Source organism: Klebsiella sp. HN106 (genome assembly GCF_051209435.1).
Classification (GTDB): Bacteria; Pseudomonadota; Gammaproteobacteria; order Enterobacterales; family Enterobacteriaceae; genus Klebsiella; species Klebsiella oxytoca.
This window is the reverse complement of sequence record NZ_JBLURD010000001.1, coordinates 1112862-1139554: the sequence shown is the minus strand read 5'-3', so window position 1 is coordinate 1139554 and position 26693 is coordinate 1112862. Positions and strand designations below refer to the sequence as shown.

Sequence of the window (26693 nt, the reverse complement as noted above, 5' to 3'; positions counted from 1 at the left end):
ATCGATAATATGCGCCTCGTTCAAACGATTCCTCTGTAGTTCAGTCGGTAGAACGGCGGACTGTTAATCCGTATGTCACTGGTTCGAGTCCAGTCAGAGGAGCCAAATTTAAGAAGCCCGCTTAAGGAAACTTAAGCGGGCTTTTTGCTTTCTCTTGCATAGTCACGATTGTGGCAACGCCGGGGCCTTGCCTTCGAACACGGTTTTAAAACCAGGATACCACAAGGGAAACGAGCCCGATCGCGACCGTCCAGAAAAATATAGTTGCCATTAAAATAAACAGGCGGATATTCCCTATGGTTAATTTCATAAAACTGTCTTCCATACTTTTACGAAAATAGTACATTGCTGATGGCGACCGATAAGCTTATCCATGATTGCATATTGGCGACATGTGCAATTTTATCTGTTGTGGTTGAGTAACAAGATATTTGTTGTAAGTAACCTGACGCTATTAAATGATGATTCGATAGCAGAGTAGCGGCTATAGATAACTCTTTGATTATTTTGATCTCTTTTGAGCGCTGCCAGTTCTGTATGGCAGTTTTGTTACATATAATTTTTTTTAATTAATTTAAGGGGTTATGAGACGTAATTCAAGTGTTACCCAGTCTGCTATTGTGCGTTTTATGACCATGCGGCAATTGATATAGATATGTTAATGGAATATTTACTTTTATAATCGGCGAGGCAGTTTTTAATTGCGGAAGTTAGCACAATAATATTTTCAGACAAGCAGTGTGGCTACGGTCAGAGAAATAGTTAGCACTAAAGAAATAAATGTTTTAATTTATAGCGAAAGGGTAATGGTGATTAACCCCTGGTCCGAATGACTCTCTTTCTCTAACGCTCAGTCCGGCGGGTGGCCGCGTAAATATGTCACGCCATCCGGACTGAGTTTATTCTGCTCGTGTTATCTATGCGCTTAACGGAACGGCGGTTCGTTGAAGGTTCTCAGCTTGCGCGAATGCATATGGTCGCCTTCGGCGCGTAGCAGGTCAATCGCCCGAATACCAATCTGCAAATGTTCGGAAATCGCCCCTTCATAGAAGCGGTTAGCCTGTCCCGGCAGCTTGATCTCACCGTGCAGCGGCTTATCGGAGACGCACAGCAGGGTACCGTAGGGAACGCGGAAGCGATAACCCTGCGCGGCAATGGTCGCGCTTTCCATATCGATAGCCACCGCGCGGCTGAGGTTAAAGCGCAGCGCCGAGGCCGAGTAGCGCAGTTCCCAGTTACGATCGTCGGTGGTAACCACCGTTCCGGTACGCAGCCGCTGTTTAACCTCTTCGCCGGGCATTCCGCTAACCTGCTTGGTGGCGTCGTAAAGCGCGCGCTGAACTTCGGCGATGCTCGGAATAGGGATATCCGGCGGTAGCACCGCATCCAGCACATGGTCATCGCGCAGATAGGCGTGAGCCAGCACGTAGTCGCCAATCGTCTGGCTTTCGCGCAGGCCGCCGCAGTGGCCAATCATCAGCCAGACGTCCGGGCGCAGCACCGCCAGATGGTCGCAGATGTTTTTAGCGTTAGCCGGGCCTACGCCAATGTTAATCAGCGTGATCCCCTGACCCTCTTTAGTGATCAGGTGCCAGGCCGGCATCTGATGCTTTTTCCACGCCAGATCGGAAATTGCCTCTTCCGGGGCCTCTGTGTCCGCCGTTATCCAGATACCGCCCGCGCAGGAGAGGGCGATATAGGGGCTATCGGGATCGAGAATTTGGCTACAGCCCCAGCGCACGAACTCATCGACGTAGCGGGTATAGTTGGTAAATAGCATATACGGCTGGAAATGCTCAACCGGCGTGCCGGTGTAATGACGCAGGCGCGCCAGCGAGAAATCGACGCGGCGGGCGTCGAAGTGCGACAGGGGATAGTATTCCGTGGAATGGAACAGGCCATCGGCAGTCTCATCGCCAATTTGCGACAGCTCGGTGGTGGGGAAAAAACGCGTTAAGCCGGCGCTCATTGAACGGTCGAGCGTTAGCTCGGAGCCATCAATCACGTACGGATAGGGGATCTCATGCTGCGATAGCCCGACGGTAATGCAGGCATCGTAATCCTGATACAGCATGGTGAGCTGTTCCAGCAAATAGGCGCGAAACAGTTTAGGGTTGGTAATGGTGGTGGTATAGCAGCCGGTATGGGTAAAACGGCCCCAGGCCCGGGTTTTTAAGGCTTTATGCTCCGAGCCGTCCCACGATACCGACAGCTCCGGGTAAACGAACAGTCCTTCCGCACGGGCGCTATTATCGGGAAGCGTATTATGGTGAATATATTCGCCAATAGCTTTACGCAGCGCATTGACCGATTTTTCATAGAGCGCTTCGAGTTGTGTGAGCGCTTCTTCTGGGGTCAGCCTGGCGGCTTTCTGGTTCATGACCTACTCCTTATTTCTGCTCTGCTGACGTTGTGCTTAGTATGTCACAGACTGAAACAGGCGTCGGACAATTTACCCCGCTTAGCTAAGAAAGTACTGAGATTAGAACCCGTTGAAGCTGGATACTATCCATTAACCGGTGGGGGCATTGACGATAGCGGCCCAGCGATCGGCGCTAAAATGGGTGGCGTTGAGCACCTTTACGGTGAGGGTTTTATCGTTATTAATGCAGTAAAGCGCGTCCGCCAACGGCGTCAGCTTATCGCCTTCCTGTAGACGCCGGGCGCAGGGAGTCAGTTCCGCCACAATCGTTAACTGGCCGCTTTGCAGAACCGCCCAGGTATGTGTAGACGTTGTGGCCTCGCGTAGTTTTTTAATCCACCATTCCATTTGTTAATTCCTGACCGGTTACCCCCGGCGATAATTCCTGTTTGCATCTCATCTGACAATAAGAACAGGCAGTTGGTTTAGTCTATGTTTAAAAAGAGAATCGCAGGATCTGCTGCGCTCCGGGTAATAATCCCACCCGGTGGATAAAGAGATAATTCGGACAGAAATATGGCAATGATGCGTTTTACCCGGCTGCTGAATAAGTCGGGCTTAAGAATGGTCTCGATGGCGAAAAAAGCCATCATTGGTCTACTGGTGGTGGTGGTGGTCTTTTTTATTGGCCGCATTTACGAATCGCAGCGCGGCCCGGCGCTGCACCGCTGGCACACCTGGACGGCGAATGAAATGACCGCCAGCGAGATTGACCACGCCACTTTTGCTGACTACCAGACGCGGGAAGCGACGATTTTCCGCGATATGAAAAGCCACATTACCGATGCGCTGAGCGACGATGAAAAAACGGCGATTAACCGTTTTTACGCACAAAGCCTGGTCTATCCGGATAAGTTTCATCCGGACTGGAATCGCTCCTTTATTTTGCTGCCGCAGGGCAAACCGCGCGGCGCGGTGGTGCTGCTGCACGGCCTGACGGACTCTCCCTATAGCGTGCATTATCTGGCGCAGCGCTATCAGCAGCAGGGATTTGTCGCCGTCGCCCCGCGGCTGCCCGGGCACGGTACGGCTCCGGGCGCGCTCACCGCCGTGGACCGCGAGGCGTGGATAGCGACAACCCGTCTTGCGGTGCGCGAAGCGACGCGCCTGGCCGGGGATAACGTGCCGCTGCACGTGGTTGGCTACTCCAACGGCGGGGCGCTGGCGCTAAAATACGCTCTCGATAGCCTGGAGGATAAAGCGCTGCGCCGGCCGCAGCAGATAATCCTGCTGTCGCCGATGATTGGCGTCACCGCCTTTGCGCGTTTTGCCGGACTGGCCGGTTTACCCTCGGTATTTCCGGCTTTTGCCCGCGCGGCATGGCTGAATATCGTCCCGGAATTCAATCCCTATAAATACAATTCGTTCCCGGTTAAGGCCGCAAGGCAGTCATGGCTGTTGTCGCAGGCGCTGCAGCAGCAAATCGTGCAGGAGGCGCAAAATCATCGGCTTTCCGAACTGGCGCCGGTGTTAACGTTTCAGTCGGTGATGGACTCCACGGTGAGCACCCGGGCGGTGGTAGAGTCGCTGTATCGCTATCTGCCGGATAACGGAAGCGAACTGGTGATTTTCGATATTAACCAGGCGGCGAATCTACGCGCGCTATTCCGTCCCTCGCTCTATTCAGCGGTGAATACGTTATTGCCGCCGGCACCGCGGCCCTATGCCACCACGGTGATTACTAACGCTGCCCCTGACACCTACGAGACGGTGGCCCGCACCACGCTTGCCGGAACGCGAAGCGAAACCGTGACGCCGCTGCATCTTGCCTGGCCGCAGGATATGTATTCGCTGTCGCACGTGGCGGTGCCGTTCCCGCTGACCGATTCGCTCTATGGCCGGGAACCGGCGGAGAAAAATCGCTACGGGATCAGCATCGGCACGATCTCTTTGCGTGGGGAAACCTCGACGCTGAGCGTCGGGCTGGATACGCTGATGCGTGTGACCTCCAACCCGTTTTTCCCGTGGATGATGGTGAGAATTGACCATCATATTGCCTGCAGCGAGCAGGCTGATGTCGCTGCCTGCCTCCGTCCGGAGCCGGTGGCATCAGATTAGCGTCAGGTGCATCACGGTGCGGATGGCGATCCCGGCGATAGCGCCGGCGGCGGCGAAGCGGAACAGGCGCACGAAGCGCGAGCTGACGCCCAGAAAGATACCGATACCCGGGAGGTCAAACGTCTGTACTAACAGACCTGCCGAGGCGTTGATCTGGCTGATGGTCACTTTTCCCTGCTGCACGAGTTCAGAGATCACGCCGAAATAGGCCGTCCCACCAGCCACGCATTTGACCAGCGCCGGGAGCACGAAGTTAACCGGGATGTTCAGCCACAGCAGCAGCGGCAGGAGCAGACGCTGGAGCATCTCAATCAGGCCCGCCGCCTGCATAAACCCGACGATAGCCAGCGACAGGATCAGCATGGGCACCGCGCCGAGCGCCAGGCGAATCGCGTCAGAGCCGGCGCTGTTAATCACGGCGATAATCCCCTGGCTGTTCTGTTCCGCCTCGGGCAGCGCTTCGGCCCGCGCGTTTTCAACCATCGATAGCCTGCGGCCGGTGATATGCCAGGTCACCGCGGCGGCGCACAGTCCGCCGACAATGGAGATAACGATAGAGGCCAGCCAGTGCAGGCCAAAGGGCGTTAATGGATAGAATACGTTGCCTTGCCCCATGGCAAACAGCATTGCCAGCGTAGCGGCCATTTGCCGGTCCGAGGCGCCGCGTTTATCCATAATGGCGAGGGTCGCCAGCGGGGCGGCAAAGCTGACAAAATTCATCTGAATCAGCGCAAATGCGCTCATTCCGGTTAAGCCGAACGGCTTAAGCAGCGGCGCGAGCCAGCGCACGATGACATCCAGCACCCCGCGTACTTCCAGATATTTCATGACGATGAGCATGACAACCATGATTGGCAGCAGCGTATAAAGGGCCACATCGACGGAGGTTTTTCCCGCCGACATAATAATGCTGATGAAATCCATCTATTTCTCAATCACTGCGGACAGAAAGGATAATTAGCGTCATCATAATCCCACCAGCAAGGAAATGAAATCACCGCAGCGGCTCTCTCTGTCCTGAAATGGGGCCGCAACTGGACTTGCCATTATCGCCAGCCAGCGCACAAAATTTCTTGGCCGATATTTGCAAAGCCTGTTTTTTGTTCTCAAACTGAATTAACACCGGGCGGTTTTCTTTAAGGATAAAACTATGCAACGTTGTCTACGGGTAGCGTGGGGAATTGTGTTTATTTTCGCCTTTTCGGTACAGGCTGAAACGAAGATATATGGCGAGCAGCGCATCAGCGGCTGGTGGAGCTGGTTAAAAAACGATGTCTCGCAGACCTGGAATGAGCCGCAAAACTACGATCTGTATCTTCCGTTTCTCAGTTGGCATAACCGCTTTATGTACGATAAAGAGAAAACGGATAACTATAATGAAATGCCGTGGGGCGGGGGTTTTGGCGTTTCCAGATATAACGCAGAGGGCAACTGGAGTTCTCTCTACGCCATGATGTTCAAGGATTCGCATAACGAGTGGCAGCCGATAATCGGCTACGGCTGGGAGAAGGGGTGGTATCTTGATAGTCGCCGCGATTTTCGTCTGGGACTTGGCGTTACCGCCGGGATCACCGCCCGCGATGACTTTGCCAACTACGTACCCCTGCCGATTATTTTGCCGCTTTTTTCCGCCAGCTATCGCCGTCTGAGCGTGCAGTTCACCTATATTCCCGGCACCTATAATAACGGCAACGTGCTGTTTGCCTGGCTGCGCTACGGTTTTTAAATGCGCTGGCGGTCATGGCCTGAATCGGCGAACGTCAAATAGTAATCACTTTTTTCACCACCGAATTTGACAGCGCCAGCATTGAAATCAGTACCGAAGTGATAAACGTGAGAACAATCAGCATTAATTTGGTACCCAGTGAGTTAATCGGGATAAAGGCGGTGAGCAGGTGAAAAACGGAGTAGTGGAGAATATAGACGCCGGTCATCGTTTTGCTGATGGTGGCGAGAACGGCCTCTTTAAACTCGCTGTTTTTACGAAACCGAACGCCGTTGGCCGCAATCACCAGCGCGACGACCAGAATATAAATTTGTGAACCGGTAAGAATGAAGGCATTTCTGTCGGCCTTAAACAGGGCGAAAAAGAAATGGCGCTCGTAAAACCAGGTGAAAAGATAAATAAACGGGATGGCGATCATCGCCCCTTTAACCACTTTTTCGCGCCTGAGCCAGCCGGCGACGAGCGGATCGCTGAACAGCTGACCGGTCAGATAAAACAGCAGCCATGTCCATAGCCGATACTGCGGCGCCAGGCTCAGCGCATGGATATCCGGGTACAGCGCGGACAGAAGATCGTACCCATACGAGAGCAGCAGCAGCGAGAAAACTGCAGCAAAAAACAGTTTACGCCGCTGGCTGAGCCACTCGATGACCGGGTGAAAGGTGTAAATCACGATAAACGCAAAGACAAACCACGGCTGGATAAGATAGCCGCGCTGATAAGGCTCCCACAGATAGTACACCGTCATCCAGAACAGAAAGACGATAACCACGCTTTTGATTTTGCCCATTTGCCACTGCGAATCGTGGCGGGACTGCGAGTCGAGATAACCGGCCACCACAAAAAACAGCGGCGTGGCGATAGTCGAAATAAACGTCAAAAACCCGAGGATCCAGTGATAGTCGTAATCATAGCTATCCCAGGTGTTGTAGATGGTGAAGAAGGTCACCGCCGTCATGCATCCCAGCGTTTTGATAATATTTAACCCGGTACTATTCATGGTTGTCGCTTCATGTCCTTATTGTGGAAACAGGCGTAAATTACCGGCAGAACCAGCAGCGTCAGAATAGTAGCAAAACCCAGACCAAACATGATAACAACCGCCATGCTCTGGAAGAAAACGTCCAGTAGTAAAGGCGCCAGGCCAAGCACGGTGGTAAATGCCGTCAGCAGGATAGGGCGTAAACGCGACGTGGCGGCATAAATAATCGCCTCCTGCTGCTCTTTTTCCTGCTTCTGCTGTTCAATCTCCTCAACCAGCACGATGCCGTTACGGATCAGCATTCCACTCAGGCTGAGCAGACCGATCAGCGCCATAAAACCAAAGGGGATGCCGGTGATTAAAAAGCCCGGCGTTACGCCAATCAGCGCCAGCGGTACGGTCAGCCAGATGGCAATCGCATTTTTCAGCGAACTGAACATCAGTACGGTGATGATAAACATCACCAGGTAACCCAGCGGCAGGGTTGTGAACAGTCCCTGCTGCGCCTCGCTGGAGTTTTCCGCATCACCACCCCACTCGATGCTGTAGCCGTGCGGCAGCACCAGCGCATCGATCTGCGGTTTCACGCGGGAGAGGATATCCCCGGAGGTCTGGTTGCTGAGCGGGTCGGGATCGGTCTGCACCGTCAGCACGCGGCTGCGGTCGCGGCGCAGGATCAGCGGATCTTCCCATTCAAGGTGAAAGCCGCTGACCACGTTACTGAGCGGAATATACTGCTGGCGGCTTTGGCTCCAGACCAGCACGTTATTTAAGTGATTCGCATCCTGGCGCTCGGCGGCGGGTGGGCGGACTATCACCGGCAGCAGGTCGGCCCCCTCACGGTACAGTCCCGCGCGGCTGCCGGAGAAATTCATCTCCAGCGCGTTATCGATATCCTGTTTATCAACGCCCAGTTCGCGCCCAAGGGCGGTGGAGTACTGGGGACGGATAACTTTGCTGCGGTTTTGCCAGTCGTTGCGAACGCCATCGGTGGCCGGGTCTGCGGAGAGGATATCGCCAACCTGGCTGGCGATCAGGCGTAGTCTGTCTGGGTCGGGGCCTTTGATCCGCACCTCGATGGCGCTGTCGCCGGAAGGGCCGAACATCACGCGTTTTGTGCTGGCGTTCACCTGCGGATAGTTACGCGCAATATAGCGATCTACATGCTGCGTCAGGGCGGCAATGCTGCGCTGGTCGTCCATTCTCACCATGATCTGCGCATAGTTGCTGTACTGCCGTTGCCCGCTGTAGGTCAGGATAAACCGCATACTGCCCTGGCCGACGGTAGCCACGGTGGTGACGACTCCGGGCTGGCCGTTAATGGCAGTCTCAATATCGCTGGTCATCTTTTCAGTGGTCGCAATATCGGTACCGTAGGGAAGCCAGAGATCGACAAAGAAAATGGGCGTGTTTGAAGAGGGGAAAAAGTTTTGTCGCACCGAACCAAACCCCCAGATAGCGGCGGCCAGCAGCGCCGCCATGACGGTCAGGGTGACGGTTTTGCGCAGCAGAAGGGCCTGCAGAGTCAGCTGATACAGGCGGTAAAAACGTCCGCCGTACGGGTTGGTATCGGCCTGCGCCACCGGCTGCGATTGAGGCTTAAACAGCCACCATTTAATGAGCACCGGGGTAATGGTCAGCGCCGAGAACCAGCTCAGCATGAGCGAAATCAGCAGTACCTGGAACAGCGATTTACAATATTCCCCGGTCGAGTCCTGCGACAGCCCAATCGGCGCAAAGGCAAGAATCGCAATCACCGTGGCCCCCAGCAGCGGCAGGGCCGAACGGCGAATCACATAATTAATTGCCGTAAGTCGCGTCGATCCCTGCTGGCGGGCGATCAGCACGCCTTCGACGATAACGATAGCGTTATCGACCAGCATGCTCAGGGCGATAATCAATGCCCCCAGCGAAATACGCTGCAGCTCGATCCCCCACAGATACATAATCAGCAGCGTGCCGAGTACGTTGAGCGCCAGCGACAGGGCGATAATAATACCGCTGCGTACGCCCATAAAGATCAGTAGTACGCCAACGACAATCGCCAGCGCCATCAGAAAGTTGGTGATAAAACCGTTGACCGAATGGGCGACTTCCGCCGCCTGATCGTAGAACAGGTCAATGTTGATCCCGGCCGGTTTTTCCGCCGACATCTGCGCCAGTTTGTTTTGCAGCGCACGGCCAACATCAATCACGTTAACCCCGGGGATAAACGACACCCCCATGGTGACCGCCTGGCGACCGTTGGCGTGGTAAATGCTGGAGGGCGTTTCGCTCAGCCCGCGCGAGAGCGTGGCAATATCGCGCAGCCGCGTCGCCGTTCCCGAACCGTGCGGGCTGATTAACAGATCGCCCAGCTCGTCAAGGTTGGCAAACTCGCCCGTGGGATGCAGGCGGATCGATTCGCTGCCGGATTTAATTTCTCCGGCGTTAGAGACGACGTTCAACCGGCTGAGGATCGCCGCCAGCTGGTTGAGCGTAATCCCGCGGGCGGCCATTTTCGCCAATGAGATATCAATGTTGATTTGCTGGGGGATCGCCCCGCCGATGGCGACTTTACCGACGCCGGGCACCAGCACCAGTTCACGGCGCAGCTGCTCGGCATAGCGAACCAGCTCAGGGTTGGTAAAGCTCTCGCCGGAGAGGGCGAAGAAGAAGCCAAAGACATCGCCAAAATCGTCATTCACGAACGGAGAAGCGACGCCGGGCGGGAACTGGCGAGCGGCGTCGCCAACCCGGCGGCGCAGTTCATCCCAGATTTGCGGCAGCTCGCTGGAGTGGTAGTGCGAGGCGATGTTGACGGTAATTTGCGACAGGCCGTTAGAGGAAATGGAGCTGACGTTATCGAGATAGGGCAGCTGCTGCAGCGCGTTCTCCAGCGGCAGGGTGACTTCTTCTTCCACCTGCTGCGCTGAAGCGCCGGGATAATGGGTAACCACCACCGCGGTTTTGATGGTAAACGCCGGATCTTCCAGCCGGCCGATGTTCAGCAGAGCGAAGATCCCGCCGATGCCCAGCAGTAAAATAGTCAGCCAGACGCGGATTGGATTGTTAATAAACTGGCGGGAGATATCCATTACAAACCTCGTTCACGCGTCCAGATTCGAACCGGTTGTTGCGCATGTAATTCGCTGACGCCCGCCGCCACCACGCGTTCGCCGACGCTGAGCCCTTCGGTAATCACCACGCCCTGTGAGGTGATCTGACCCACGCCAACTTTGCGCTCTTCCAGATGGAGCCGATCGCCGCTGCCCTGAACCACCCACACGTGGGGTTCGTTGCGCGGGCGATTATCCGGATTAAACACCGCTTCGACAGGCACCACGACCGCATTTTTGCCGGCGCTGGCGGGCAGGTTCGCCAGATTAACCGTCACCGTTCCGCTCACGCCGCCGACCGAGGGGAAGTCGGCAGGTCGCGGCATGGTCAGTATGATTTGCCAGGTGAGCGTGCTGATGTCGCTGCTGCCGGTATGTTCTTTGTATTCGGCGGTAAACTGGCGATCCGGCATGGCGTTAATTTTAACCACCGGACGGTACTGCGCGTTGCGAATATCCAGCGCGGTAAAGAGGTTTTCCGGAACGCTAAACACCACGTCGAGCAGATCGGTTCGCGTCAGGGTGACAATCGGCTGTCCGGCGGCGACCACCTGATGGTTACGTACCGGAACGTTGGCGGCTACGCCGCTGAACGGTGCGGTTAGCGTCGTTTGCGACAGCTCTTCCCGGGCTATTTTTAGCGCGGCATTAGCGGAGTCGCGGTTGGCTCGCTGGATATCCATTTCCGCTTTTGAAATCGCCTGACGACCGGCCAGGGTCTGGAATCGATCGAATTGCCGCTGGGCGAGGGTGGCGGCGGTTTGCCGCTCATTCACCCGCTGCTGCGCTTCCCGGGCGTTAAGCCGGGCAAGTGTCTGCCCCTGAGTCACATTAGCTCCCTGGCGCACATCAAGAGATTCAATCTGGCCGCCGCGTTTGAAAGAGAGGTCAGTGGAGTCTCCGGACTCAATGCGGGCGGGGAATACGCGCTGCTGTGACTCGCCGATAGCCACCACCTCAGCGACCTTAACCATCCGCGGTAACGGCGTAATTTCTGGCGCTTTCCGATCGCAAGCCGTTGTTATTAAAATAACAAGCGGGATGAGAGAAAAATAACGGTTCACTGTATTCCCCTCGAAGTAAAAGGCTATCTTTTACATATTATTCACAATCGCTGTGTTTATTCAGCGAGGGCCGAAACAACCCAATAAGTAATTAACCCGGTAGCCGTACAGGCGATTATTGCCAGGGCAATAAACAGGCTCAGGCGAAACAGACTGTAACCGAACATTGTTCCTCCTTTAGCTCTAATGCTTAGCTAAGTAAATTCTTATCATAATAATTATTGTGGGGCGGCAGAAAGTGAACAAGCCACTGATAATGAGGATAGTCGCAGTAAAACAGAAATGTTAAAAAGAGCAAAAATTACGGTGATGGCGACGATTTTACCGGGTTGGCAGTTGAATTGTCTGGCTGTGCCTGACTCTGTGATATTTTTCAATATATTAATTGGCGGGTTAATCATGTTAACCGTGGTGTGCTACGTTTAATTATACCTACACGTCCAGCAAATTTTGTTCTTGAGATTTCCTCCTCAGTACCAGCGCCAGTGCCTGGGCTGTTTTCACCACCTTTTTTATAGGTAATAAAAGGATTGTCTCTATGTATAAAAATATCCTCGTGCCGGTTGATGTGTTTGAAATCGGTCTGGCGGACAAGGCCTTGTCCCACGCCCAATTCCTAGCACAAAGCTCCTCCGGAAAGATTCATCTTCTTCACGTGATTCCCGCTTTTTCTCCAGTGCTGACGCGCGGCTTTATTTCCGATGCACGGAAAATGGAAGATTATCTGATGAATACTTCTAAGGAAAAGCTGGTTGAACTGGTTAAAAAACTCACGCTGGCGGAAAACGATATTCAGATTCACATTCGCAGCGGCAACATTCGCGACGAAGTGACCAAACTGGCCGATGAGCTGAAGGCGGATGTGGTGATAATCGGCTCGCGTAACCCGAATATTCAGACGCATCTGCTGGGGTCGGAGGCGGCAGGGATCGTTCGCTATGCCCATGTTCCGGTTTTTGTGGTGCGCTAAGGACGGCCTGAGGCTGTCCTGATTTCCGATACAGGAGTGAGGAGATAACTATGAATACAGAAAAACCGGGCGGCCCGTTCTATCAGCTCTCCGTCGAAGAAACCCTGACCAGCACCAACAGTACCCCGGACGGCATCAGCGGTGCTGAAGCGGCAGCGCGCTTGCAGCAGTACGGCGAGAATGCGCTACCGCAAAAAGCGGGAAAGCCGGCATGGCTGCGCTTTCTGGCGCATTTTAACGATGTGCTGATCTATGTGCTGCTGGCGGCGGCGCTGCTGACGGCGGTCATGGGGCACTGGGTGGATACCCTGGTGATCCTGGGCGTGGCGGTGATTAACGCCCTGATCGGCCATATTCAGGAGAGCAACGCGGAAAAATCGCTTCAGAGCATTCGCAACATGCTTTCCAGCGAAGCGGTGGTCGTTCGTCAGGGCAACCATGAAACGATCCCGACAACCGCTCTGGTACCCGGCGATATCGTCGTGATCCGCGCCGGCGATCGCATCCCTGCTGACCTGCGGGTTATCGAAGCGCATAACCTGCGGGTGGAAGAGGCGATTCTGACCGGCGAATCGACGGTGGTGGAGAAAAGCACCGAGGCGCTTAGCGGCGAGCTGCCGCTTGGCGATCGTACCAATCTGCTGTTTTCCGGCACCACGGTGAGTTCGGGCGGCGGAAAAGGCCTGGTGGTGGCCACTGGCGGCGATACCGAGCTGGGTCATATCAACCAGATGATGTCGGATATCGAAAAACACCGAACGCCGCTGCTGGTGCAGATGGATAAGCTCGGTAAAGCCATTTTTATCATCATCCTGGTGATGATGGCCGCGCTGTTTGTCTTTAGCCTGCTGTTCCGCGATATGCCGGTTTCTGAGCTGATGCTGTCGTTGATTAGCCTCGCGGTGGCGTCGGTACCGGAAGGTTTACCGGCAATTATCTCCATTATTCTCTCGCTCGGCGTGCAGACCATGGCCCGTCAGAAGGCGATTATCCGCAAGCTGCCTACGGTGGAAACCCTCGGGGCCATGACGGTGATCTGCTCGGATAAAACCGGCACGCTAACCATGAACGAGATGACGGTGAAAGCCGTGATAACCGCCGATAAAGTTTATCGGGTGGAGGGCGACAGCTACGAGCCGATAGGGAATATTCACCCGATCGATGAGCCTGCGCCGGTAACCGTTGCGCCGGGCACGCTGCTGGAACGTTATCTGCGCACTATCGATCTGTGTAATGACAGTCAGCTTATTAAAGATGAAAGTGGGCTGTGGAAAATTACCGGCGGCCCGACCGAAGGGGCGTTGAAAGTGCTGGCGGCGAAAGTCCCGCTCCCGGCGCTCAACACTGAGCTGCGCAGCAAAATCCCCTTCGATTCACAGTATAAATATATGTCGACGCTGTACCGCATCGGCGATGAAGAGATGATTTTGATTACCGGCGCGCCCGATGTCCTGTTCCGCCTGTGCCAGCATCAGCAAACCGACCATGGCCTGGAGCCGCTCGACCAGCCTTACTGGGAAGGCAAAATCGAAGAGTATGCGCGGGAAGGGCTGCGGATGGTGGCGGCAGCGTGGAAACCCGCCGCCGACGGTCAAACGGAACTCACCCATCAGGATTTGCAGCAGGGCGTCATTCTGCTCGGGATTGCCGGGATGATGGATCCGCCGCGGCCGGAGGCGATTACGGCCATCGGCGACTGCCTGCAGGCGGGGATCCGCGTGAAGATGATCACCGGCGACCATCCGCAAACCGCGATGAGTATCGGCAAGATGCTGGGGATTGGCAATGCGGAAAACGCCATTACCGGCAGAGAGCTGGAGGTGATGGACGATATTCAGCTCAGCGAAGCCGCGCAGAAATTCGATATCTTTGCGCGTACCAGCCCGGAGGATAAATTCCGCCTGGTGCAGGCGCTGCAAAGCAAAAAAGAGGTGGTCGGGATGACCGGCGACGGGGTGAACGACGCCCCGGCGCTGAAGCAGGCCGATGTCGGTATTGCGATGGGGATTAAAGGCACCGAAGTGACCAAAGAGGCCGCAGATATGGTGCTGACCGATGATAACTTCGCCACCATTGCCAGCGCCGTCAGGGAAGGACGCCGGGTGTACGATAACCTGAAAAAAACCATCCTCTTTATTATGCCGACCAACCTCGCGCAGGGGCTGTTGATTATTATTGCGCTACTGGCGGGAAATTTAATTCCGCTGACGCCAGTGCTGATCCTGTGGATGAACATGGCGACCTCCGCCACGCTGTCGTTTGGTCTCGCTTTTGAGGCAGGTGAGAAGAACATCATGCGCCGGCCGCCGCGCGACCCTAAGCTGCACGTGATGGACGGCTTTGCTATCTGGCGGGTGATTTTTGTCGGGTCGATGATTGCCGTCAGCGCCTTTGTGCTTGAAGCCTGGCTACAGCCGCGCGGCTATTCGCCTGAGTTTATTCGTACGGTGCTGTTACAGACGCTGGTTACTGCTCAGTGGTTCTATATGCTCAACTGTCGCGTGGCGGATGGCTTCTCGCTGAGTAAAGGATTGCTGGCGAACCGGGGGATCTGGATTGTCAGCGTCGTGCTGCTGGTGCTGCAGCTGCTGATTATCTATGCGCCATTTATGCAGATGCTGTTTGGCACCGAAGCGCTGCCGTTCCGCTACTGGGTTATCACTTTTATTATCGGTTTTGTGATGTTCCTGATTGTGGAAGTCGAGAAGCCGCTGACCCGGAGATGGCGTACGGCCTGATATTGACCAGAAAGCGGCACTTTAAGTATCCCGGCTCAGTGCGGCGCGAGCCGGGATATTCCCGAATGGCGGCTATCGCCTTAGCAGGATGACAAGACTGTCCGGGGGCCCGATGATGTGATGACTGGCTATCCCGGGCAGGCACAACGCTGCGCCTGCGAGGCTAATCGCGTAGCTTGCAATTGAGATTGATATTAGCAATCATTATCAATAACGATAATGTGCCGGAAAAATCAACCGATGTCGCTTCGCAACTCTTGTTTCGCTTATCCGCCGAAAGGGCGGATTTTTATCGCCGCGCTGGTTACCACCTTGTATGCACTTAACGCTTACGCCAAACCCGATATGAGCCCGCTGGGGCCGAATATCGCCGACCGCGGTTCCGCGTATTATCATTTCAACGTCACGACCTTCGATTCCTCCGATGGTGAACGACATTATAAGGTCTGGACGGCGATACCGAATACGGCGCCGCCCGCGCAGGGGTATCCGGTTGTGTACGCCCTGGACGGCAACGCGGTGATGGACCGGTTGTCCGACACGCTGCTCGAAAAACTGACGCAAAAAGCGCCGCCCGTCATTGTGGCCATTGGCTATCAAACGAATTTGCCCTTCGATCAAACTGCCCGAGCCTATGACTATCGGCCGAAAGTCGAAGAGAATCCCGCCGATAACCGCTGGGATCGGCGGAAAAGCGGCGGTAGCGGGGCGTTTCGCCGTCTCTTAGAGGATACCATTATGGAAAAAGTTGAGCGTGGGATCGCTATCAACCCTCAGCGACGGGCTATCTGGGGGCACTCCTACGGTGGATTATTTGTTATTGATGCCTGGCTGACGTCATCCCGCTTTCAGCTCTATTTCTCTGCCAGTCCTTCTCTGGGAAGAGGTCAAGCCGTGCTGTTAGACAGAATGGCCGGGGCAAAAGGTGAGGCGTTTAATCGGAACGCCTTATTCCTGATGGAGGGCGCGGTTGCGACGCAGCGCGGTTCTTCCGCCGGGGCAGTGGATACGCGCAGTAAAGTTCAGCAGACGGTTTCCCGGCTCAGGAAAAATGGCGTTGCGGTCAGCTGGTGGCCTTATCCCGGCCTGTCGCACGGGGCAATGTTCAGTGCCTCGTTGCAAAGCGCGCTGCTGACGATAAGCGGGACCGAGAATAACCAGGCGTTACTGCAGATAAAACAGCCTGCTGTTGAGCAGAGATGATAAACCTGTTTGATCTATTCAGGCCACACATCTGCCGGGTGGCGACTTAACCGGCTTACGAAAACCGGCAATTTCACCATGGGCTCAATCCCGCAAATCTGCAGATTCGCTATCATCTGTCGATTCACATCGCCAACTTAGGCTTACCGGGTTGTGACGATAGGCCGCCAGCTTTGCGCGCATCCCACTGCTGCTGTTATTGGCCGCGCTTACCACGCCGGTGGTAGCGCCGCCAACCTGGAATAGCGCTGAGGCTTTATTTAATTAGCGGAGGAAATTTACCCGAGCGAACCAGCAGAGTTTAGTCATGAATAGGCAAACTCTACAGTTTCGTTGCTTAAGGCAGTTGGCGGTAGGCTTCGTCGGTCACCGGCTCCAGCCATTCGTTAGATGCGCCTTCGGCAGGGACGGCAACGGCAATATGGGCAAACCAGCTGTCGGCGGCCGCGCCGTGCCAATGCTTGACGCCTGCGGGAATATTCACAACATCGCCCGCGGTTAGTTCTCGCGCCGGTTGATTCCACTCCTGATACCAGCCGCGTCCGCCCGTCACCAACAGGATCTGCCCGCCTTTATGGTGAATATGCCAGTGGTTACGGCAGCCGGGCTCAAAGACCACGTTACCGATATTGACCCCTTCCGTGGAGAGCATATTCAGGTAGCTGGTGCCCTGAAAATACTGCGCATAGGCCTCATTTTTCTCCCCTTTGGGAAAAATGCCGTTACCGTCAAATTGTTCGTTCATGGTGTCTCCACATTTCAGTTTCGGGCGTTTAAGCAGCCCATCTGGACTGGCAGAACAAAGTGTAGAGAAGGTTTGATTAAATGATAAGATGGTCAAATATGAATACACTGGTGCAAAAAATTCACCAATGATGAGCAAAGAAAAACTCAACGATCTGCAGGCCTTTGTCACCGTAGCTCAGGAGCGAAGTTTTACCCGGGCGGCTGCAATGCTGGGGGTTTCCCGCTCGGCATTGAGCCATACGCTGCTGGGTCTGGAAGAGCGTCTGGGGGTGCGGTTGTTAATCCGCACCACGCGTAGCGTGTCGCCCACCGATGCCGGAAATCGCCTGCTGGCCGTACTGGCGCCGCGGCTGAATGAAATAGAAAATGAACTGGCTTCGCTGCGCGCTTCACGGGATAAACCCGCCGGCACGGTACGCATCACCGCCAACGATCATGCCATTGTCACCGTGCTGTGGCCCCGCCTGCATCCATTATTAAATCGATATCCGGATATCCATATTGAGTTCAGCGTTGGCTATGAGCTGACCGATATTGCCGCCGGGCGCTTCGATGCCGGCGTGCGGATGGGCGATCAGGTGGACAAAGATATGATTGCGGTGCGCATTACGCCCGATGTGCAGATGGCGGTGGTTGCCGCGCCCGGCTATCTTTCCGGCAAAGCGGCGGTGGCAAGGCCTGAAGATCTGATGGCACACAACTGCATCAATTTGCGTTTGCCCACCCACGGCGCGCTTTACGCCTGGGAGTTTGCAAAGGGCAGCCAAAAAACCAGCGTTCGCGTCGAAGGGCAAACCGTTTTTAATAATACTTTTTTGATGATTCAGGCCGCTTTGGACGGGGCAGGGATTGCCTATGTTCCTCACGACCTGGCGGCGAAATATATCGCTAACCGACAACTGGTGCCGCTGCTGGCCGACTGGTGCCCGGTTTTCCCGGGGTACTATCTTTATTATCCTGGCCGGAATCATCTTCCGACGGCGTTTACGCTGGTGGTTGACGCCCTGCGCTGGCACGCAGAGGGTAAATTGCGCAGCAAAAGGGTGAAGTAAGACGGGGTTATTGCCAGAAAAGCAAAAAGCCTGCTTGAAAGCAGGCTTTTTAGAATTTGGCTCCTCTGACTGGACTCGAACCAGTGACATACGGATTAACAGTCCGCCGTTCTACCGACTGAACTACAGAGGAATCGTGTGAACGAGGCGAATACTACTGGTCTCGTATTTTTGTGTCAACACTAAATTTAACTTGCTGATTCAATTGGCTAAATTTAATGCAGGTCGTTGTTTTAGTGTACTGCCGGGCTATCGCCATCCTCCTGCGGGCTATTCTCGCGTAATCTCTCCAGCGGATCCTGGCGATAGAAATGGCAGAAACGCTGCCAAAGCGCGGGAAAGCGTGGGGCAAACAGCTCAGGGGCGCTGAAGAAGTATTCAGAGAGCACCGCAAAACATTCGGCAGGGTCGCTGGCCGCGTAAGCGTCAATACTGGCGGCGCTTTCGCCGACCAGATCGATCTCATCCTGAATATTGTTCATTGCTGCATGGAGATCGTGTTCCCAGCCAGCGACTTCGCGTAGCGGAATGAAGGGGACGCCGCTTGCGCGATCGCCATTGCGGGTATCCAGCTTATGCGCCACTTCATGGATAATCAGATTGAAGCCAGAAGCGTCGAAGGAGTCCTGAATATCCAACCAGTTGAGAACGATCGGCCCTTGTTGCCAGCTTTGCCCTGATTGTACGATTCGCTGGCTATGCACCAGGCCGATATCATCTTCCCATTCGTCGTCGACAACGAACGGAGCAGGGTAGATGAGCACCTCGTGAAAACCATCTAACCACTCGATCCCCAGTTCGAGAACCGGCAGGCAAAACAGTAGCGCAATACGCGCGCTCTGCAGGTGAGTGAGCTCAAGCCCCTGTAATGCAACCAGACGCTTTTGCTGCAAAAAGCGGGAAGCCATTTGCACCAGCTGCTGCTGCTCATGGTCGGAGAGGTTGGCTAACACAGGGATGGCAAGCGCCTTTTCCCAGGGGATTTCCGCGTTGCCGGACTCTTCATCTACTTTCCAGGGCCATTTAAACATCATATTGCTCGCAAAGTCGTCACTTGAACTGATTTAAAGAGACAGGAACTATTAAAATGCCAAAGAACCTGGCATTATAGCAACCTCAACAGCGGAGAGATGCCGGAGCGGCTGAACGGACCGGTCTCGAAAACCGGAGTAGGGGCAACTCTACCGGGGGTTCAAATCCCCCTCTCTCCGCCACTATTCAAACACTTACGTGATTTCCTTTCAACGACTCCCGTCACAAATGGTATCGTGCCTTTTTAAGGCTACAATCATCATCTTCCTGGTTTACTGCTCTGGCAATCGTTAGAGATCGCAACATTGTGTGTTTGACTCGTCGCGATGCCAACGGTTTACAGATGAGGTTCGCCGTTATAAAACAAAAAACCCGCACGAGGCGGGCTTGAGATAAATGCACTAAACAATCTTAGAACTGGTAGGTGATACCTACAGCGAACTGATCGTCAGTTGATGCGCCAGTGATATAAGAATCTTCGTCATCCACCAGGTTGAATTTGTATGCGGTGTAAACGTTGAAGTTCTTGTTGAAGTAGTACCAGGTACCCAGTTCAACGTAGTTCATGATATCGGCATCACGGTTACCGTTCAGATCTTTGCCTTTGGCATAGACGTAGCCCAGGGACGGACGCAGGCCGAAGTCAAACTGATACTGAACAACGGCTTCAATATTCTGAGTCTTGTTAGCAAAGCCACCATACTCCATGTGAGTCATGTTATGGGACTCACCGTACATGACAGATGCGTAGACGTTATTAGCATCATATTTAGTGGCGAGGCTCCAGACTTCAGCGTTTTCGCCTCTGCGGTCCGCAGCCTGTTCATCAGTACGGTCAGAGTTGCTGTATGCGCCAACGAAACCGAAGCCGTCGATGTTATAGTTAACGGAGAAACCGAAGCCGTCGCCGTTGGCTTTAGCGCGGTCAGTGTCGTTGTTTTTACCCTGATACTGCAGAGCAAAGTTCAGGCCATCTACCATGCCGAAGAAATCGGTGTTGCGGTAGGTTGCTACGCCGTTGGTACGACCGGTCATAAAGTTGTCGGTATAAACCAGACCATCGCCACCCCATTCAACCAGCATGTCGGTGTAACCTGCCGCGTCATAAACCACGCCGTAGTTACGACCATAGTCAAATGAGCCGTAGTCGCTGAATTTCAGACCAGCAAACGCCAGACGGGTATCATCAGCCTGCTGGCCTTCTGGTTTGTCTGCTTTGATATTGTATTCAAACTGGCCGTAACCGGTCAGTTCGCTGCTGATCTGAGTTTCGCCTTTAATGCCGAAACGCGCATAGGAGGTATCGTCGGAGTTGTTGTTGTCGCCATCATGGGTCATGATGTGCTCGCCAACCATTTTGCCGTAGAAATCGAGTTTGTTGCCGTTCTTATTATAGATTTCTGCTGCATTAGCCGCGCCAGCGACTAATAAAGCTGGAACCAGAATTGCCAGTACTTTTCTTTTCATTATATATTCCCTTTTAATCATAATTAATATGAATTGTGTCACTCCCTCCGGGTTGACTATTTGATACTAGCGATTAAGTTCATTTTTCTTTAAGTGAAATATGTAAGTAAATTATATCTAATATTACAAAATGTTTCTGTTATATTCATTATATTTAAATTCTATCATTTTGTGATGACTTATATTTTGTTTTTATGCTTATCAATAACAATAGCTTATGTGTTTTGGTTGAATTATTCTTGTTACAAATAAGTTGCGTGAGGGCTATGATTGTTTTTTTTGTATTTATATATTTAATGTATTATTTAAATGACTCGCAAGGAGCAATTTCGTGCAACGAGAAGGCGTTTTCATGTACGCGGTTTAATAAAATTAAATATTGTAAATGCAATGCTGATGCCGGCAAAAATGACCGCGAGAATATATTTTTTATCATTATTTTGTATTATTTCAAACGGCAACGAATTGATTAAGTATATATGGCGGCCCCCTGATATTGAACAGAACTCGCGCACTCGAGCGTCCCGGTCAGCAAGATCTGCTACCTTGCAAGAATTTTTATTATATAATGTGATGAATATCACTATTTTTCACTGAGTCCGTGATGTTGGTTGTTGAATATATGGAGAACAGATTAATGGAAGAGAAAGCGAAAAGAAGCCCTGGCGGGAAGCTGGCACTATGGGCGTTTTACGCTTTTTGCGGCTATTTCCTGTGGGCGATGGCGCGTTACTGGTGGGTTGTCGGGCAGATCCAAAGCGTACCCGGCGCGACGATTGACGGTGAGCTCGGCTCAACGACAGGGAAATGGATCGGCGCGCTGCTGGGATTTCTGGTATTGGGCATTGTCGGCGCTATTCTCGGCGCAATTGCCTGGTATACGCGTCCTGACCCGCAGATGTATGAACATCACGAATAAAGTTGCTATGCTCGTTGCTGACCTGATCTCAAAGGAGCGCGCATGGATCTTTATCAATGGCAGCAACGATTTGAAGCCTGGCTAAGTGAACATCACTCGCAAGGGGATGCCGCTCACGATATTTCACACTTCCGCCGGGTATGGGCCACCGCGCAGCGGCTGGCCGAAGAGAGTGATGCTGATCGGCTGGTGATCCTCACCGCCTGCTATTTTCACGATATTGTCAGCCTGGCGAAGAACCATCCTGAGCGTAGCCGCTCTTCGGCGATGGCTGCGGAACAAACGCTGACTATCCTGCAGTCAGATTTTCCCGCTTTTCCGCCGGAGCGCTACGCGGCGGTTCTGCACGCCATCGAAGCGCATAGTTTTAGCGCGGGGATGGCTCCCCGCAGTGAAGAAGCGAAAATTGTCCAGGATGCCGATCGGCTGGAGGCTTTGGGGGCGATTGGCCTGGCGCGCGTATTCGCGGTATCCGGTGCGCTGAACAATATCTTGTTTGATGCCGACGATCCCTTTGCCGATCGGCGTGAACTGGATGATAAAAAATACGCGCTGGATCACTTCCAGTGCAAGCTGCTGCGTTTACCGGAAACGATGCAGACAGAAAAGGGTAGGGCGATGGCGCTGCACAATGCGCGCTTTCTGGTTCAGTATATGGCTAAGCTCAGCGCCGAACTTCGCGGAGACCCGATGTCCCTTGATGACAAGGTTTTGCAGCGCTTTGATCCACTAGCATAAAACTGCCCGCGCTATTTATGGTAACCTCTGCAAAAATAGTCGGGCTGGTTGAGGTTATGGCGCAAAATTTATCCAAGGAAAATCCCCCGTCTTTTAAGGTTGAGCATACCGAAGAAGACGCGCAGACGTTATTGCGCCAGCTAATGGCAATTTATGACGTTAAAACGCTGGTGGCGCAGCTGGTTGCCGTCGGTGAGCAGCATTGGAGCCCGGCTATCCTCAAACGCGTTGCGACGGTATCGCGCGCGGCAGGGCGCATAAGCGCGCAGGAGCAGGCACATCTTCGTTCGCTCCTGCCGCAGCCTCCAGCGCATCATCCCCACTATGGATTCCGCTTCGTCGACCTGTTCGCCGGCATCGGTGGTATTCGTCACGGTTTTGAGGCGATTGGCGGGCAATGCGTGTTTACCAGCGAATGGAATAAACATGCGGTGCGCACCTATAAAGCCAACTGGTACTGCGATCCTGAGCAGCATCGCTTTAATGAAGATATCCGCGACGTCACGCTGAGCCATCTCCCTGAGGTGAGCGATGAAGAAGCCGCGCAGCATATACGCCAGGCAATCCCGCAGCATGACGTACTGCTGGCCGGCTTCCCCTGCCAGCCTTTTTCACTGGCCGGCGTCTCAAAGAAAAATGCCCTTGGACGCGCTCATGGTTTTGCCTGTGAAACCCAGGGAACGCTGTTCTTTGACGTGGTAAGGATCATCACCGCCCGCCAGCCGCCAATTTTTGTGCTGGAGAACGTCAAAAACCTGAAGAGCCACGACAAGGGGCGGACCTTTCGTATCATTATGCAAACGCTCGATGAGCTGGGTTACGAGGTTGCCGATGCGGCGCATACCGGAGCGGACGATCCTAAGGTGATTGATGGACGCCATTTTTTACCTCAGCATCGGGAACGGATTGTGCTGGTGGGTTTCCGGCGCGACCTCCAGCTCCATGAGGGTTTTACCCTGCGCGATATTGCCCACCTCTATCCTGCCAGCAGACCTACTTTTGGCGAGCTGCTGGAACCCACGGTTGACGACAAGTTTATCCTCACCAGGGTGCTGTGGAAGTATCTCTATCGCTATGCGCGTAAGCATCAGGAGCGAGGGAACGGTTTTGGCTACGGGCTGGTTGATCCAACGAATCCGCACAGCGTGGCGCGCACGCTCTCTGCCCGCTATTACAAAGATGGCGCGGAAATCCTCATCGATCGCGGCTGGGATCGGCCATTAGGCGAAAAATATTTTGATGACCCGGAGAATCAGTTGCGTCGTCCGCGCAGGCTGACGCCGCGGGAGTGCGCGCGTCTGATGGGTTTTGAGACGCCGCAGGGGTATCGTTTTCGTATCCCGGTCTCGGACACTCAGGCCTATCGCCAGTTCGGCAACTCGGTCGTGGTGCCGGTATTTGCTGCGGTAGCGAAGCTGCTGGCACCGCGAATCGAAAAAGCGGTAGCCATGCGTGAATCGGCTGAGTTCAGCGAAAGCCATTGATAGCAGAACGGCATGGTTCAACCATGCCGTATATCAGTGTTAAACTCTTACGCCAGTACCCCAATCGGCCAGGGAACAAACTCGTTTTCCCCTAATCCCAGCGCTTCACTCTTACTTTGCTCACCGGAGGCAATGGCGATGATTTTTTCGAAGATCGTCTCCCCCATCTGACGCAGCGTGGCGTCGCCATCGATGACCGCGCCACAGTTGAGATCCATATCTTCCGTCATACGCTGATACATCGGAGTGTTGCTGGCAAGCTTAACTGTCGGTGCGGGCATTGAGCCAAAGCAGGAGCCGCGCCCGGTGGTGAAGGCAATCATGTTGGCCCCGCCAGCAACCTGGCCAGTAGCTGAAACAGGGTCATATCCGGGGGTGTCCATAAAGACCAATCCTTTTTGCGTTACCGGATACGCATAGCGGTACACCTCCATTAGCGGAGAGTTACCGCCTTTTTTAGCCCCGCCCAGTGATTTCTCTAGCACGTTTGCCAGTCCGCCTGCGTTATTGCCAGGGCTAACCCGGCCGTTGATCTGGCAATCGCGTCCTTTATTATATTCCAGCCACCAGTTGATGCAGTCGACGAGTTTTTGTCCCACTTCGGGGGTGACGGCGCGCGCGGTGAGAGTGTGCTCAACTCCGAAAATTTCAGTGGTTTCCGAGAGAATCGCGGTTCCGCCTTGTTCGACCAGTAGATCCATCGCCACGCCCAGCGCCGGGTTGGCGGAAAGCCCGGAGAAACCGTCGGAGCCACCGCACTGTAGCCCGATGGTCAGATGCTCAACGGAGACCGGCTGGCGTTTGATTGTATTAGCTTGCGGCAGCATGGATTCGATAATAGCGATACCTTCATCAATGGTTTTCCGCGTTCCTCCGGTATCCTGAATCACCAGTTTGCGCAGCATGGGAGACTCTTCAAGACCCATTTGTTCAAAGAAACCGTGGATGTTGTTGCGCTCGCAGCCCAGCGCCACAACCAGCGCGCCAGCGGTATTAGGGTTGTTGATATAACCTGCTAATGTGCGGCGCAGTAGATCCATGGGTTCCCCGCTCATCTCCATGCCGCAGCCCAGTTCATGAACATAGGGCACGACGTTGTCAACGTTTGGCCATGCTTGCAGGCGTTCTTCAGTAAAGTGAGCGGCTATTTTACGCGCCACCGTCGCGCCGCAGTTTCCAACCACGAACACGCCGAGAATATTACGCGTCCCGACTCGACCATCTTCACGCACGTAGCCGTTGAAGGTCCGTCGCTGATCTGGCGGAACGGTTTGTACCGGGCGATAGTCGCGACTAAAGGCGTAGTCACGCTGAAAATCTTCAAACACGATGTTGTGGCTATGTAGCCATGTGCCTGGCGGGAGGTCCTCAGGCGCGAAGCCGATGACCGTGTTGTACTTGAGGATCGGTTCGTCTTTTTTAATAAGTCTTGTTGCTACCTTGTGCCCCAGCGGAACATCCTGCAGCGTGGTTATATTCTCGCCAGCGATCGGGGTACCGGAGGCGATGGCGACCCGGGCGACCACGACGTTGTCTTTTTCATCAAGACGGATAACCGGAGATTTTGTCATAACATTGCTTCCTTATTTATTTCTTTAGTTTCTGCCCGCTTGCCGGCGGAAAGAATTTAGGTTTCAGGCTTCACGTTTTTGCATGGAGGCAGCGTCATCACGTGGAGCAATTTTCAGGCGCTCAATCTTACCGACGATGAACCAGTAGCTGCAGACGGCGATAATCCCGTGGGTCCCAACGAAGACCAGCGCGTTGGCGAAAGAGCCTGTTTCTTGCAGGATGTAGCCGATCACCACCGGCGTGACGATGCCCGCGATGTTACCCAGCGAGTTGAACAGGCCGCCGGTGGTACCGATGATCTCTTTCGGCGCGGTATCCGCGACCACCGCCCAGCCCAGGGAGCCAAAGCCTTTGCCGAAGAACGCGGCGCTCATCAGGAACATCACCAGCGCTTCTGAACCTACGTAGTTGCAAAGGATCATACTGGCGCTCATGGTCAGACCGATGGTGATCGGGACCTTACGTGCCAGGCTCAGATTGTTGGTTTTACGCAGCAGCCAGTCGGAGAAAAAACCGCTCATAATGCCGCCCACCAGCCCGCAAATTGCCGGGACAGAGGCCATAAAACCGGCCTGAAGAATTGACATCCCGCGCTCTTTCACCAGATAAATCGGGAACCAGGTCATAAAGAACCAGGTAATCGCGGAGATGCAGTACTGGCCGATGAAAATTCCGATCAGCATCCGGCTTTTGAACAGCTGGCCGATCTCCTGCCAGCCTGCGCGCTTGCGTTCGCCTTTTACGCTTGCAACGGTGTCCAGTTCAACCAGTGCGCCGCCTTCCTTCAGGTACTCCATCTCTTCGTTATTGATTCCTGGATGCCTGGTCGGGACGTAAAAGAATTTAGACCAGCAGAAAGCGATGATGATGCCGATGACGCCCATGACGATAAATACGTGATCCCAGCCGAAGGCGTGGCATAGCCAGGCCATCAGCGGAGTGAATATCGCCAGTGAAGCGTACTGCGCGCTGTTAAAGATGGCGCCGGCAACGCCGCGTTCTTGCGAGGGAAACCAGGCCGCGATGATACGACCGGCTGAGGGGCCAACTGGCGATTCGCATACGCCGAGCAAGAAGCGCAGGATTAGCAGGGCCGGGACAACAAAAGTGATGTAGCTGACTAGTCCCATAAATACTGTCATCACTGACCACAGCAGGATCCCGAGAAACATGGCCCGTTTGGAGCCAACTTTATCGGCCACCCAGCCCGCAGGCGTCATACTGATGACGTACGCCCAACTGAACGCGGAGAAGAGATAACCAATTTCAACGGCGGTAATACCGAGCTCTTTTTGCATCTCCGGCCCGGCAACGGAGAGCGTGGCGCGATCCCCGGTTGCCAGCGTTAAGACAAGGGTTATCATAAATAAGATGTAATATCGGGCGTGCGTTTTCTTGCCTGCAATGCTCATTGTGCATTC

20 protein-coding genes and 3 tRNA genes are annotated in these 26693 nt (G+C 54.0%); 11 read left to right on the top strand and 12 right to left on the bottom strand.

Features of this window, described 5'->3' with window-relative positions; genetic code table 11:
- Nucleotides 1-29 precede the first annotated feature (29 nt).
- Nucleotides 30-105: transfer RNA gene (locus ACSIPU_RS05380), tRNA-Asn, on the top strand.
- An 820-nt stretch (nt 106-925) separates the two neighbouring features.
- Here ACSIPU_RS05380 and ACSIPU_RS05375 read toward each other — a convergent pair.
- Complete coding sequence (locus tag ACSIPU_RS05375) at nt 926-2380, bottom strand: AMP nucleosidase (protein ID WP_004103542.1); 1455 nt, start codon at nt 2378-2380, stop codon at nt 926-928.
- 132 nt (nt 2381-2512) lie between these two features.
- Entirely contained in the window at nt 2513-2770 is a 258-nt protein-coding gene (locus ACSIPU_RS05370; RefSeq protein ID WP_023321252.1) for a hypothetical protein, read from the bottom strand.
- Between the two features lie 174 nt (nt 2771-2944).
- Between ACSIPU_RS05370 and ACSIPU_RS05365 the strand changes: the two genes are divergently transcribed.
- The gene (locus ACSIPU_RS05365) at nt 2945-4480 is read left to right on the top strand and encodes an alpha/beta hydrolase (protein WP_032728422.1); all 1536 of its coding nucleotides are present in this window, start codon (nt 2945-2947) and stop codon (nt 4478-4480) included.
- Here ACSIPU_RS05365 and ACSIPU_RS05360 read toward each other — a convergent pair.
- Nucleotides 4472-5404, bottom strand: a complete 933-nt coding sequence (locus tag ACSIPU_RS05360) for a nucleoside recognition domain-containing protein (RefSeq protein ID WP_032728421.1) — start codon at nt 5402-5404, stop codon at nt 4472-4474. The genes ACSIPU_RS05365 and ACSIPU_RS05360 overlap by 9 nt on opposite strands.
- Nucleotides 5405-5630: 226 nt before the next feature.
- On the opposite strand from ACSIPU_RS05360, the gene pagP reads away from it, so the two are divergent.
- On the top strand, nt 5631-6206 hold the full coding sequence (gene pagP / locus ACSIPU_RS05355; RefSeq protein WP_004103536.1) for a lipid IV(A) palmitoyltransferase PagP: 576 nt from the start codon (nt 5631-5633) through the stop codon (nt 6204-6206).
- Between the two features lie 34 nt (nt 6207-6240).
- Here the strand turns inward: pagP and ACSIPU_RS05350 are convergent, their stop codons facing one another.
- From ACSIPU_RS05350 to ACSIPU_RS05340, 3 genes are read right to left on the bottom strand one after another with little or no spacing between them, the layout of a single operon-like run.
- Nucleotides 6241-7164, bottom strand: a complete 924-nt coding sequence (locus ACSIPU_RS05350) for an acyltransferase (protein ID WP_162680277.1) — start codon at nt 7162-7164, stop codon at nt 6241-6243.
- A 38-nt stretch (nt 7165-7202) separates the two neighbouring features.
- Nucleotides 7203-10265, bottom strand: coding sequence for an efflux RND transporter permease subunit (locus ACSIPU_RS05345; protein ID WP_004103532.1), 3063 nt, complete (start codon nt 10263-10265; stop codon nt 7203-7205).
- A complete protein-coding gene (locus ACSIPU_RS05340; protein ID WP_032728420.1) occupies nt 10265-11350 on the bottom strand; it encodes an efflux RND transporter periplasmic adaptor subunit in 1086 nt (361 codons plus the stop codon). The genes ACSIPU_RS05345 and ACSIPU_RS05340 overlap by 1 nt, the downstream gene beginning before the upstream one ends.
- A 538-nt stretch (nt 11351-11888) precedes the next feature.
- On the opposite strand from ACSIPU_RS05340, the gene ACSIPU_RS05335 reads away from it, so the two are divergent.
- The 3 genes from ACSIPU_RS05335 to ACSIPU_RS05325 all read left to right on the top strand — a co-directional run bounded on the left by ACSIPU_RS05335 (nt 11889) and on the right by ACSIPU_RS05325 (nt 16261).
- Nucleotides 11889-12320 (top strand): universal stress protein, encoded by a 432-nt coding sequence (locus ACSIPU_RS05335; RefSeq protein WP_032728419.1) that lies wholly within the window; start codon nt 11889-11891, stop codon nt 12318-12320.
- 50 nt (nt 12321-12370) lie between these two features.
- Nucleotides 12371-15058: a cation-transporting P-type ATPase gene (locus ACSIPU_RS05330; RefSeq protein ID WP_196557474.1), complete on the top strand. Its 2688-nt coding sequence runs from the start codon at nt 12371-12373 to the stop codon at nt 15056-15058.
- A 240-nt stretch (nt 15059-15298) separates the two neighbouring features.
- Nucleotides 15299-16261 (top strand): alpha/beta hydrolase, encoded by a 963-nt coding sequence (locus ACSIPU_RS05325; RefSeq protein ID WP_032728418.1) that lies wholly within the window; start codon nt 15299-15301, stop codon nt 16259-16261.
- Between the two features lie 337 nt (nt 16262-16598).
- Here ACSIPU_RS05325 and ACSIPU_RS05320 read toward each other — a convergent pair whose 3' ends face one another.
- On the bottom strand, nt 16599-17006 hold the full coding sequence (locus ACSIPU_RS05320; RefSeq protein WP_032728417.1) for a cupin domain-containing protein: 408 nt from the start codon (nt 17004-17006) through the stop codon (nt 16599-16601).
- Nucleotides 17007-17133: 127 nt separating this feature from the next.
- Here ACSIPU_RS05320 and ACSIPU_RS05315 point away from each other — a divergent pair, with 127 nt between their 5' ends.
- Nucleotides 17134-18060 carry a LysR family transcriptional regulator gene (locus ACSIPU_RS05315; protein ID WP_026055910.1) on the top strand — a complete coding sequence of 309 codons (927 nt, stop codon included), beginning with the start codon at nt 17134-17136 and terminating at the stop codon, nt 18058-18060.
- 57 nt (nt 18061-18117) lie between these two features.
- Here the strand turns inward: ACSIPU_RS05315 and ACSIPU_RS05310 are convergent.
- Together ACSIPU_RS05310 and mtfA are read right to left on the bottom strand one after the other, a co-directional pair.
- Nucleotides 18118-18193 (bottom strand) — tRNA-Asn (locus ACSIPU_RS05310).
- A gap of 100 nt (nt 18194-18293) precedes the next feature.
- Nucleotides 18294-19094: a DgsA anti-repressor MtfA gene (gene mtfA / locus ACSIPU_RS05305; protein WP_160885917.1), complete on the bottom strand. Its 801-nt coding sequence runs from the start codon at nt 19092-19094 to the stop codon at nt 18294-18296.
- Between the two features lie 90 nt (nt 19095-19184).
- Between mtfA and ACSIPU_RS05300 the strand changes: the two genes are divergently transcribed.
- A tRNA-Ser gene (locus tag ACSIPU_RS05300) sits at nt 19185-19274 on the top strand.
- Between the two features lie 229 nt (nt 19275-19503).
- On the opposite strand, the gene ACSIPU_RS05295 is transcribed toward ACSIPU_RS05300, so the two are convergent.
- Nucleotides 19504-20559, bottom strand: coding sequence for a porin (locus ACSIPU_RS05295; protein ID WP_024274419.1), 1056 nt, complete (start codon nt 20557-20559; stop codon nt 19504-19506).
- 637 nt (nt 20560-21196) lie between these two features.
- Here ACSIPU_RS05295 and drpB point away from each other — a divergent pair.
- Genes drpB through ACSIPU_RS05280 form a run of 3 tightly spaced genes read left to right on the top strand, consistent with a single transcriptional unit; the run spans nt 21197 to nt 23700 of the window.
- Complete coding sequence (gene drpB / locus ACSIPU_RS05290) at nt 21197-21478, top strand: cell division protein DrpB (protein ID WP_017145614.1); 282 nt, start codon at nt 21197-21199, stop codon at nt 21476-21478.
- Nucleotides 21479-21520: 42 nt separating this feature from the next.
- Nucleotides 21521-22216 (top strand): phosphohydrolase, encoded by a 696-nt coding sequence (locus tag ACSIPU_RS05285; protein ID WP_016808330.1) that lies wholly within the window; start codon nt 21521-21523, stop codon nt 22214-22216.
- 56 nt (nt 22217-22272) lie between these two features.
- Complete coding sequence (locus ACSIPU_RS05280) at nt 22273-23700, top strand: DNA cytosine methyltransferase (protein ID WP_032728415.1); 1428 nt, start codon at nt 22273-22275, stop codon at nt 23698-23700.
- A 47-nt stretch (nt 23701-23747) separates the two neighbouring features.
- On the opposite strand, the gene ACSIPU_RS05275 is transcribed toward ACSIPU_RS05280, so the two are convergent.
- Both ACSIPU_RS05275 and ACSIPU_RS05270 read right to left on the bottom strand, forming a co-directional pair.
- Nucleotides 23748-25271 (bottom strand): UxaA family hydrolase, encoded by a 1524-nt coding sequence (locus ACSIPU_RS05275; RefSeq protein WP_004103505.1) that lies wholly within the window; start codon nt 25269-25271, stop codon nt 23748-23750.
- Nucleotides 25272-25334: 63 nt separating this feature from the next.
- Complete coding sequence (locus ACSIPU_RS05270) at nt 25335-26684, bottom strand: MFS transporter (protein WP_004103504.1); 1350 nt, start codon at nt 26682-26684, stop codon at nt 25335-25337.
- Nucleotides 26685-26693 lie beyond the last annotated feature (9 nt).

Coding starts and splice junctions, on each gene's coding strand:
- ACSIPU_RS05375 (WP_004103542.1), bottom strand. CDS start 2,380: ATGAACCAGAAAGCCGCCAGGCTGACCCCAGAAGAAGCGCTCACACAA.
- ACSIPU_RS05370 (WP_023321252.1), bottom strand. CDS start 2,770: ATGGAATGGTGGATTAAAAAACTACGCGAGGCCACAACGTCTACACAT.
- ACSIPU_RS05365 (WP_032728422.1), top strand. CDS start 2,945: ATGATGCGTTTTACCCGGCTGCTGAATAAGTCGGGCTTAAGAATGGTC.
- ACSIPU_RS05360 (WP_032728421.1), bottom strand. CDS start 5,404: ATGGATTTCATCAGCATTATTATGTCGGCGGGAAAAACCTCCGTCGAT.
- pagP (WP_004103536.1), top strand. CDS start 5,631: ATGCAACGTTGTCTACGGGTAGCGTGGGGAATTGTGTTTATTTTCGCC.
- ACSIPU_RS05350 (WP_162680277.1), bottom strand. CDS start 7,164: ATGACGGCGGTGACCTTCTTCACCATCTACAACACCTGGGATAGCTAT.
- ACSIPU_RS05345 (WP_004103532.1), bottom strand. CDS start 10,265: ATGGATATCTCCCGCCAGTTTATTAACAATCCAATCCGCGTCTGGCTG.
- ACSIPU_RS05335 (WP_032728419.1), top strand. CDS start 11,889: ATGTATAAAAATATCCTCGTGCCGGTTGATGTGTTTGAAATCGGTCTG.
- ACSIPU_RS05330 (WP_196557474.1), top strand. CDS start 12,371: ATGAATACAGAAAAACCGGGCGGCCCGTTCTATCAGCTCTCCGTCGAA.
- ACSIPU_RS05325 (WP_032728418.1), top strand. CDS start 15,299: ATGTCGCTTCGCAACTCTTGTTTCGCTTATCCGCCGAAAGGGCGGATT.
- ACSIPU_RS05320 (WP_032728417.1), bottom strand. CDS start 17,006: ATGAACGAACAATTTGACGGTAACGGCATTTTTCCCAAAGGGGAGAAA.
- ACSIPU_RS05315 (WP_026055910.1), top strand. CDS start 17,134: ATGATGAGCAAAGAAAAACTCAACGATCTGCAGGCCTTTGTCACCGTA.
- mtfA (WP_160885917.1), bottom strand. CDS start 19,094: ATGATGTTTAAATGGCCCTGGAAAGTAGATGAAGAGTCCGGCAACGCG.
- ACSIPU_RS05295 (WP_024274419.1), bottom strand. CDS start 20,559: ATGAAAAGAAAAGTACTGGCAATTCTGGTTCCAGCTTTATTAGTCGCT.
- drpB (WP_017145614.1), top strand. CDS start 21,197: ATGGAAGAGAAAGCGAAAAGAAGCCCTGGCGGGAAGCTGGCACTATGG.
- ACSIPU_RS05285 (WP_016808330.1), top strand. CDS start 21,521: ATGGATCTTTATCAATGGCAGCAACGATTTGAAGCCTGGCTAAGTGAA.
- ACSIPU_RS05280 (WP_032728415.1), top strand. CDS start 22,273: ATGGCGCAAAATTTATCCAAGGAAAATCCCCCGTCTTTTAAGGTTGAG.
- ACSIPU_RS05275 (WP_004103505.1), bottom strand. CDS start 25,271: ATGACAAAATCTCCGGTTATCCGTCTTGATGAAAAAGACAACGTCGTG.
- ACSIPU_RS05270 (WP_004103504.1), bottom strand. CDS start 26,684: ATGAGCATTGCAGGCAAGAAAACGCACGCCCGATATTACATCTTATTT.